We start from the raw sequence: 8,306 nt of genomic DNA on the forward strand, positions 1-8,306 counted from the left end.
GCGCAAGCCATGACACCGATCGCCCCGGGCGCTGTAGCGCCGGGGCCGCGCCGCATGGAGGATTTCCGGGCCCAGCGCCAGGAAAGCGATCAGGGCGGCCGGAAGGTCTTCAGCGAACCCGGACGGGTCATCGTGGTCGACCCGAGCGGACAATCCTTCATTCGTCACGACGAGGAAGAACGTTTCCGCTTCGGCGCCCGCGACATTCAAACCCAGCACGTCGGCAACGAAAACCGCACCATCGTGTTCCGTCCCGACGGCTCGCAGATAATCACCATCGTCGGTGCGGACGGGCACTTGCTGCGCCGAATTCGGCGCGATCGCGAGGGCCGCGAGATCATCATCATCGACAACAGCTTCCGCGATCCGTCCGCGGTCGGCAGCTTCTACGTCGACCTGCCGCCGCCGGTCATCCGGATTCCCTATGACCGCTACATCGTCGACGCCGACGCCGCGGCGCCGGACGTGATCTACGAGACGCTGGAAGCCCCGCCGGTGGATCGAATCGAGCGGCGATTTACGCTCGACGAAATCCGTTACAGCCCGTCGGTACGCATGCTGATGCCCAGCATCGACCTCAACACCATCACCTTCGAGACCGGATCATGGGATATTCCGCCGGACCAGGCGGCGAGGTTGCAGGTGATCGCCGACGGCATCAACCGGGCGATCACGCGAAACCCGCGCGAGGTGTTCCTGATCGAAGGGCACACCGACGCGGTCGGCAATCCCGTCGATAACCTGTCGCTGTCGGATCGCCGTGCCGAATCCGCTGCCGAATTGCTGACCCAGCAATTCGGAGTGCCGGCGGAAAACCTGACCTCGCAAGGTTATGGCGCGCAGTATCCGAAAGAACAGACCGACGGGCCGAGCCGCATCAACCGGCGTGTCACCGTCCGCCGCATCACCCCGCTGCTCAATGGCGGCGCCGGAGCTCCGCCGCCGCGGTAATGCGAACCGCCTGAAATGCAAAATGGCCGGGAGCAATCCTGGCCATTTTTGTTATGCGGTGCTGATCGCTTATCGTCCCCGCGAAAGCGGTACCCATAACCACAGGCTTGAGTTTCGGACATGCTTGGAAACCCAGCGTGCCACACAATGTCCGCCTGTAGTTACCGGTTCCGGATCTGCGCTCGCTGATGCTCGCTTGTCCGGGACGACGAGGCAGATGGCGCTTCTTCTCATCAATCCTTGTCGCTCTCGAGCCTGAGAATGGGCGAGCCGTCCCCGATCGAGATCAACCCTGCGTTTGCGTAGATATCGAGCTTGGCGCGGGTATCGGCAATGTCGAGGTTGCGCATCGTCAGCTGACCGATCCGATCCGCCGGCGTGAACGCCGCGTCCTCTACCTTTTCCATGCTCAGCCGCTCCGGCTGATAGGTCAGATTGGGACTCTCCGTGTTCAGGATCGAGTAGTCGTTGCCACGCCGTAGTTCGAACGTCACCTCGCCGGTAACAGCGCGCGCCACCCAGCGTTGGGCGGTTTCGCGCAGCATGAGGGCCTGCGAATCGAACCACCGCCCCTGATAGAGCAACCGGCCAAGACGCAAGCCGGCGATCCGGTATTGCTCGATAGTGTCCTGGTTGTGGATGCCGGTGACCAGGCGCTCGTAGGCGATGTGCAACAGCGCCATCGCGGGCGCTTCGTAAATGCCGCGACTCTTGGCCTCGATGATCCGGTTCTCGATCTGGTCGCTCATGCCGAGGCCATGCCGGCCACCGATCGCGTTGGCCTCAAGGAACAGCGCAACCGGGTCGGCGAACGTCTTCCCGTTCAGCGCGACCGGTTGGCCTTCCTCGAAACGCACGACGACCTTCTCCGCCTTGACGGCGCAGCCGTCGCGCCAGAACGGCACGCCCATGATCGGGGTGACGATCTTGATGCCGCTGTCGAGGCTCTCGAGATCCTTGGCCTCGTGGGTGGCGCCGAGAATATTGCTGTCGGTCGAATAGGCCTTTTCGGCGCTCATCTTGTAAGCGAATCCACAGGCGGCCATGAACGCCGACATTTCCGCGCGACCGCCCAGTTCGTCGATGAACTGCTGGTCGAGCCAGGGCTTGTAGATTTTGAGACCCGGATTGGTCAAAAGGCCGTAGCGATAGAACCGCTCGATATCGTTGCCCTTGAAGGTCGAGCCGTCGCCCCAGATGTTGACGCCGTCTTCCTTCATGGCCGACACCAGCATCGTGCCGGTCACCGCGCGGCCGAGCGGCGTCGTGTTGAAGTACGTCGCGCCGCCGGTCGAGATGTGAAAGGCGCCGGACTGAATGGCGGCAATCCCCTCGTGGACCAGTTGGGTGCGGCAATCCACCAGGCGCGCCTTCTCGGCGCCGAACTCCAGGGCTTTACGCGGAATCTCGTCGTAATCGGATTCATCGGGCTGGCCGAGGTTGGCGGTATAGGCAAAGACGCGGGCGCCGTGTTGCTTCATCCACAACAGCGCGGCGCTGGTGTCGAGACCGCCCGAGAAAGCGATACCGACTTTCTCGCCCTTGGGCAGGCTTTTCAGGATCGTACTCATGGAGCTTCCAATGTCGTTTGAGTGCCGCGAATATCAAATTTCGTGGTCGGGGGCACGGGTTAATAGCGATTGGCGTAAATGGAGCAGCTTAAACGGACGGCTTTTCGCTGACATCGCGGCCGCGCCAGCGTTGCAGAGCCCGATATCCCGGCCACGCCAGCCGGGTCAACGCGGCGTCGACGCCCTCATCGGTCAACCGGCTGGAGCGCCAGCGGTAGATATAGCCGTGGGCGAGCCAGATGACCAGAAAGGTCACGATCCCCGCGATGGCAACGTCGGTGAAGAAGTGCCCGCCGAACGCCATCCGCAGCCCGCTCGTCGTAACGCCGAACACGGTAGCGGCGGCATAGGCCACGGGCCGCCACGCCGGTGGCGCGAGTGCCGCCGGCGCATAGGTCCAGAAGGCGGTCGCGCCCTCACCGGAGAAGAACGAGCAATTGCGTGCGCAGTGACCGCGCGGATCCCACCACGGCATAAAGGTCTGATTACCGTCAAACTGCGTCACGGTGATCGGGCGCGGCCGACCCCAGTAACTCTTGAAAGTGAGATTGGTCAGCACACCGGCGGAAAGAATGAGCGTGAGAAGAAGAAAGACCATCGCCCGCCCCGACATCAACAGCGGCCGATCCGGCCGCGCCAGTTTTACGAGCAACGCAATGATTGCCGGTAGCGCCAGTGCCCAGGAGATCCACATCGCACCGTCGCGGGCGATCACAGCCAGCGCATTGGACTTCAGCGGAAACAAGTGGGTCGGCGCGTCATAGAACAGCGAGGCGAGTTTCAGATCGAGTTCGGGATAAATTCCAAACAGCAATCCGACAACAAGCGCGAGCACCAGCGCGACGATCAATCCGATCCGGTTCATGGGGCGCGGTTTAGCCGAGACGGCAGATGATGAAAAGGCTTGGATGAAGAAGCACGTTCACGACGACGGGGGCAAAGGCGATTGCGACGGCAATGGCGGGGGCGGCCGCAGCGGCGGCCGCGGAATACGCCAGGCGCCCGCATTGCGGCCCGCGATCATCCAGTAGACCACGCCGGCGACAATTCCGGCCCCGGTCATGATTTCGAGATGCCGGCGCACGATGCCTTCGAAGCGCATCTGCCCGGCGTCGAAGGGAACGAGACCAAGATAGCAGGCGAGACCGACGAGCCCGCCGCCGACCGCATAGGTCAGCGCACCGCGGATATAGAAGGCTTCCGTGATCGCCACCACAACCATCGCCGGCACCAGTGCAAATCCGCTGACGAAGATGAAGCCGAAGCCGAGGATGATGTTCAGCACCCCGGGATCGACAGGTCCCGCTCCGAGATCGGAGAATTCGGGAAACATGATCGCGCCGACCACAATCATCCCGGCCACGAAGCACGCGGCGAGAAACCCGAATAAAATGACGAACAGCCGGCCGATCAGCGCCATTGGAAGAATCTGTGTTTGGGCGTGATCTGGTCCGAAATCCGGTATCCACTTTTCGGGATCATGCCTAATCCGTCATTGCCATCGCGCGCAGCGCCTGCCGCTCGCGCGCCGAGAGCTTCTCGGTCTCCGACTTCAACTGCCCGCAGGCGGCCAGGATGTCGCGGCCGCGCGGCGTGCGTACCGGCGACGAATAACCGGCATTGAAGATATATTCGGAGAATTTCTCGATCTGCTGCCAGTCCGAACATTCGTAGGCAGTGCCAGGCCATGGGTTGAACGGAATGAGATTGATCTTGGCCGGAATCCCCTTCAACAACTTCACCAAAAGCTTGGCGTCATCGAGGGAGTCGTTGACGCCCCTAAGCATCACGTATTCGAAGGTGATGCGCCGCGCATTGGAGGCGCCGGGATAATCGCGGCAGGCCTGCAATAACTCAGCGATCGGATATTTGCGGTTGAGCGGCACCAATTCGTTGCGCAATTCATCGCGCACCGCATGCAGCGAGATTGCGAGCATCACGCCGATTTCTTCGCCGGTCCGCTTGATGTTCGGCACCACGCCGGAGGTCGACAGCGTGATGCGGCGGCGGGAGATGCCGATGCCTTCGTTGTCCGCAACAATCAGCAGCGCGTCGCGCACGGCATCGAAATTGTAGAGGGGCTCGCCCATGCCCATCATCACGACGTTGGTGACGAGGCGGTTACCGTTGGGCGTCTCGCGATCAATCCAGTCATTCAGGCGATCACGCGCCACCATGATCTGGCCGACGATCTCGCCGGCCGTGAGATTGCGCACCAACCGCTGCGTGCCGGTATGGCAGAACGAGCAATTCAGCGTGCAACCGACCTGCGACGAAACGCACAGCGTGCCGCGATCGGTCTCTGGAATGTAAACGCATTCGACTTCATGCGCCTTCTCGATCTTGTCGCCGCTCGGCAGGCGCAAAAGCCACTTGCGGGTGCCGTCGTTGGAAATCTGCTCGGCCACCACTTCGGGACGCGCGACCGTGAAATGCTGCTCGAGCTCCTTGCGCATGTCCTTTGAGATAGAGGTCATCGCCTCGAAGTCCTGCGCGCCGCGGACATACATCCAGTGCCACAGCTGTTGCACGCGCATCTTGCGCTGCGCTGGAAGCACGCCGATCTCGCCGAGCCTGGCTGCGAGCTCCTCACGCGAGAATCCGATCAGCGAAGGCTTTGCCGGCGGCACGTAGGATTCGAGCGCGACCTTTTCCAAAGGTGCGATTGCGCCGGGCATTTCGGTGGTCGTCTGCATCACTCGGTGTCTCACTGGATTTCGCGCGCAGGGATGCCTCATGGAGACCGCCGGGCCGCGGGTTCTTATATAGCATCGCCGCGCAGCCCGGCTATCCCTCGCAGCGACGTTTCAGCCCCAGTTCGAATTCGGTCACTTTCCAGATCGCAACCGGAACACGTGGCTGACGGATGCGAACCCGACCGCCTATCCCGAACGCGGCGTTGTCCAACCGCTCGATCCCGTCGATCGATCGCGACCATTCCGGCCAGCGTTCGACGTCCACAAGCGTGTCCCACACGCTCTCGATCCCGGCGCGTATGTTTATCGAAGTCTGCAGGTTCATAGAGGCTAGCGACGGCAGTCCTGCGCGACCCGGTCGAGCGCCTGGGAAAGGCCTTTGAGGGAGAATACGTCGGTGGTCTCGGTCCCCTTGGCCGAAACACCCTTCACCGTGACATCGGCGGCCTTGCGCATGGCCTCGACCATCCGCTCTTCCTCGGCAGCGTTCTTGATCCAGAGGCCATCGCCTTGCGTGTACATGGCATAGGACGCACCGCCGACTTCGAGGACCGATTCCGAACCCTGCTTCAAGACGTAGCCGATCATGATCGACACTTCGTTCGTGACCTTCTCGGCGGGACGCGTCGAGATGAAGGCATAGGCCGGATCGCGCGGCCGGTTCGGCGGATTGGTTTTCGAGGACGAAGGTTTCGCGAGTGCGAAGCACACCTTCTTGCCGTTCGGCATTGCCGTGTAAGCGCCCCACGTGCCGAATTGGCCAATCAATGTCGGCTCACTGCCGCCGACCGCAGCGGGCTCGGGCTTCGCCGCCGGTTTCGCGGCACCCTTGCTTCCCTGTGCGAGCGCATGGCTTGCACCGGCGCACAAAAGCGCCGCCGAAATCAAAGCTGTCAGCATACCCCGCACAGACATCGGCCGCTCTCGTCCCTCATCATTGTGACTGGAAGATGGCCCGGTAACGCCTGATCACAGGAGGATGGATAAAGGGTAAACGGCTGATTCGGAAGGCTTTCGCCGCAAACCTGAGAGCTACGTCCGGCGGTCCGAACGCGCCGCTCGCTGGGCTTCCCACTGCGCCTCCGTCCAGGCCAGCAGGTCCTCGGCGCCGGAGGAACGCAAATGCGCGCCGCCGTCCTGCACCACCATCTCGCCGTTGATGTAACCGCCCGCATCGGAAATCAGGAAGCTTGCAAGATCGGCCAACTCGCGATGCTCGCCGGTGCGTCCCATCGGGTTGCGTGACGCCCAGTTTGCATCGCGCCCCTCGGGGCGAAGCTGGCCCGTTGCACCCTCCGTCGGAAACGCGCCAGGCGCAATCGCCACGGTGCGAATGCCCTTTGGGCCCCACTCGACCGCCAGACTCTTCGTCATCGCCAGCACCGCCGATTTCGCCATCGCGGACGGCACCGTGAAGGCGCGGCCGGTGATCGTCGACGTGGAGAGGATGCTGAGCACCACGCCCTTGTGCCCGGCCGTGATCCAGCGTTTGCCGGCCGCCAGTGTGCAGTACATCGTCCCGTGCAGCGTGGGGCTGAGGATCGCGTCCGCGGCCCGGAAGGACAATCGCTCGGTGCGCGCGATGAAGGTCGCCGCCGCGTTATTGACGAGAATATCGAGCGGGGCCTCGCGCCAGATGGTCACCATCATGGCTTCTACCGCCGTACCGTCGCGAATATCGCATTGAATTGCGATCGCCCTGCTTCCGAACTCCTCGCGGATTGCGCCGGCTGCCGTTTCCAGCAGGTCCAATCTGCGGCCGCAGATAATGAGTTCGGCGCCGAGTTCGGCGAACCGGCGGCCCATCGCGGCGCCAAGTCCGGAGCCACCACCGGTAACGAGAATGCGCTTTCCCGCCAGCAATCCCTTTTCAAACATCGTTTGAACCCTTTCGAAAGATTCCGCAGCGCCCGAAATCCAATTGTCGCCCGGCGTTAAATCCGGCATGAAGCGTACCGCCTCCAGGATTTAGGTGAAGCCATGAAAGCCATTCTTTGTTCGCAATATTGCGGTCCCGACGACCTCGTGCTGGCGGAGGCGCCGGAGCCCGTGGCCGGTCCCGGCGAAGCCGTAATTGCGATCAAATCCGCAGCGTTGAATTTCTTCGACCTGCTGATGATCCAGGGCAAATACCAGATCAAGCCGCCATTCCCATTCTCACCGGCCGCGGAAGTGGCGGGCGTCATCGAAAGCGTCGGCAGTGGCGTGACCGGCCTGAAGCCGGGCGACCGCGTTATCGCCTCCTGCGGCTACAACGGAGCGCGGGAAAAAATCGCATTACCGGCAAGCTCAATCGTCAAGATTCCTGCCGGCCTCGATTTCGACCGCGCCGCGGGAATCATCATTACCTACGGCACCGCGCTGCATGCGCTGGAAGATCGCGCGAGCCTCAAGCGTGGCGAGACACTCGCCGTGTTGGGCGCGGCCGGCGGCACCGGCCTTGCGGCTTGCGAACTTGGCAAGCAGCTTGGGCTGAAGGTGATTGCCTGCGCATCGTCAGAGGAAAAGCTCGAATTCGCCAAGGCGCACGGCGCCGAACTCGGACTGAATTACGCGAGCGAGGATCTCAAGGAAGGCCTGCGCCGTCTTACCGGCGGCAAGGGTGTCGACATTATCTTTGATCCGGTCGGTAGCCACTATGCCGAAGCCGCCTTGCGCTCGATCGCCTGGGAAGGCCGTTTCCTGGTGATCGGATTTGCCGCCGGCGATATTCCGAAAATGCCGCTTAACCTCGCGCTGTTGAAGGGTTGCGACATCCGAGGCGTATTCTGGGGCGCGTGGGCGCGCATCAATCCCGACAAGAACCGCGCCAACCTTGAACGGCTCGTGCAATGGGCAGCGGAGGGCAAGATCTCCTCACATGTCGACCGCACCTTCCCGCTGGTGCAAACCGCCGATGCGCTGAAAGTACTCGCGGGCCGCAAGGCGATGGGCAAGGTGATCCTGCATCCCTGACGCGGAAAACGTTTATGACGCTTCCATGAATCCGTCGGCTATGGTTAACTGACGCGGGATTCGTTAAGCGGCCGTTAACGACGCAAGTTGTGCCATTTTGTGTCACTTTCGTGGGCCAGCCACGGGTTTTCCT

The 8,306-nt window shown here is 62.2% G+C and carries 9 protein-coding genes; 2 read left to right on the top strand and 7 right to left on the bottom strand.

All coding sequences use genetic code 11. The features are described 5' to 3' along the window. The coding region (locus WB528_RS23910) for an OmpA family protein (protein WP_423891346.1) at positions 1-951 on the top strand (951 nt) is incomplete at its 5' end. A 233-nt stretch (positions 952-1,184) separates the two neighbouring features. Here WB528_RS23910 and argG read toward each other — a convergent pair. The 7 genes from argG to WB528_RS23945 all read right to left on the bottom strand — a co-directional run bounded on the left by argG (position 1,185) and on the right by WB528_RS23945 (position 7,096). Then, positions 1,185-2,522, bottom strand: a complete 1,338-nt coding sequence (gene argG / locus WB528_RS23915) for an argininosuccinate synthase (protein WP_423891348.1) — start codon at positions 2,520-2,522, stop codon at positions 1,185-1,187. 88 nt (positions 2,523-2,610) lie between these two features. Next, entirely contained in the window at positions 2,611-3,387 is a 777-nt protein-coding gene (locus WB528_RS23920) for a phosphatase PAP2 family protein (protein WP_423891350.1), read from the bottom strand. Between the two features lie 57 nt (positions 3,388-3,444). Then, positions 3,445-3,942, bottom strand: coding sequence for a hypothetical protein (locus WB528_RS23925; protein ID WP_423891353.1), 498 nt, complete (start codon positions 3,940-3,942; stop codon positions 3,445-3,447). A gap of 64 nt (positions 3,943-4,006) precedes the next feature. Beyond that, on the bottom strand, positions 4,007-5,218 hold the full coding sequence (rlmN, locus tag WB528_RS23930) for a 23S rRNA (adenine(2503)-C(2))-methyltransferase RlmN (protein WP_423891355.1): 1,212 nt from the start codon (positions 5,216-5,218) through the stop codon (positions 4,007-4,009). Positions 5,219-5,309: 91 nt separating this feature from the next. Next, the gene (locus WB528_RS23935) at positions 5,310-5,543 is read right to left on the bottom strand and encodes an SRPBCC family protein (RefSeq protein WP_423891357.1); all 234 of its coding nucleotides are present in this window, start codon (positions 5,541-5,543) and stop codon (positions 5,310-5,312) included. A gap of 5 nt (positions 5,544-5,548) precedes the next feature. Continuing rightward, the gene (locus WB528_RS23940) at positions 5,549-6,133 is read right to left on the bottom strand and encodes an invasion associated locus B family protein (RefSeq protein ID WP_423891359.1); all 585 of its coding nucleotides are present in this window, start codon (positions 6,131-6,133) and stop codon (positions 5,549-5,551) included. A 117-nt stretch (positions 6,134-6,250) separates the two neighbouring features. Next, entirely contained in the window at positions 6,251-7,096 is an 846-nt protein-coding gene (locus WB528_RS23945; RefSeq protein WP_423891360.1) for an SDR family oxidoreductase, read from the bottom strand. A 102-nt stretch (positions 7,097-7,198) separates the two neighbouring features. Here WB528_RS23945 and WB528_RS23950 point away from each other — a divergent pair, with 102 nt between their 5' ends. Further along, entirely contained in the window at positions 7,199-8,173 is a 975-nt protein-coding gene (locus WB528_RS23950) for an NADPH:quinone oxidoreductase family protein (RefSeq protein WP_423891363.1), read from the top strand. Positions 8,174-8,306: the final 133 nt, after the last annotated feature.

The organism is Bradyrhizobium sp. (assembly GCF_049586575.1).
GTDB lineage: Bacteria > Pseudomonadota > Alphaproteobacteria > Rhizobiales > Xanthobacteraceae > Bradyrhizobium.